The following is a 608-nucleotide window of genomic DNA, read 5'->3' as shown; positions in this document are numbered from 1 at the left end:
CGCGGCGATCTCACCACCCTGGCCATGCCCGTCAAATCCGACCACTCGGCCTGAGAACGACGAAGAGGAACACCCGTGACCACCACATCCGCCGGACCCGACCCGACCATGGAAGCCATCGGCCGAGCGGTCATCGATGGCCGAGCCGGTGACATCGCTTCCGCCCGCCAGAAGCTCCTGAGCCTGTGGTCGGAGATCGGCGTCACGGGCGATCCGTTGCACCGTTGCTCCCTCGCCCACTACCTGGCGGATCTCTACGAAGATCCCGCCCAGGCCCTGGCCTGGGACATCCGGGCCATGGACGCTGCCGAGGCCGTGACCGAGCAGCGTGTGCGGGAGCACCACGCCGATCTCCACATCGCCGGCTTCTACCCCTCCCTCCATCTCAACCTTGCCGACAACTACCGCCGACTCGGCTCCTTCGAAGCCGCCACCAAGCACATCGACGCGGCCAAAGCGCACGTTTCCAGCCTTCCTCAGGATTCCTACGGTGACCTGATCCGAGGCGCTGTCCAGGAGGTCGCCGAGGCCATCGCAGTGCAGGACCGCACACAGCGAGCCTCTGCACTCGGTTCCACTGCGTGACGCACGAGAACGCTCTCCGCGCA

The 608-nt window shown here is 66.3% G+C and carries 1 protein-coding gene; it reads left to right on the top strand.

Features of this window, described 5'->3' with window-relative positions:
* Positions 1-75 precede the first annotated feature (75 nt).
* Positions 76-585 (top strand): hypothetical protein, encoded by a 510-nt coding sequence (locus tag BFF77_RS32175; RefSeq protein ID WP_245704035.1) that lies wholly within the window; start codon positions 76-78, stop codon positions 583-585.
* The last annotated feature ends 23 nt before the right edge of the window (positions 586-608 follow it).

The sequence above is a fragment of the Streptomyces lushanensis genome (assembly GCF_001700515.1).
Classification (GTDB): domain Bacteria; phylum Actinomycetota; class Actinomycetes; order Streptomycetales; family Streptomycetaceae; genus Streptomyces; species Streptomyces lushanensis.
This window is presented reverse-complemented; position numbering and strand designations above follow the sequence as displayed.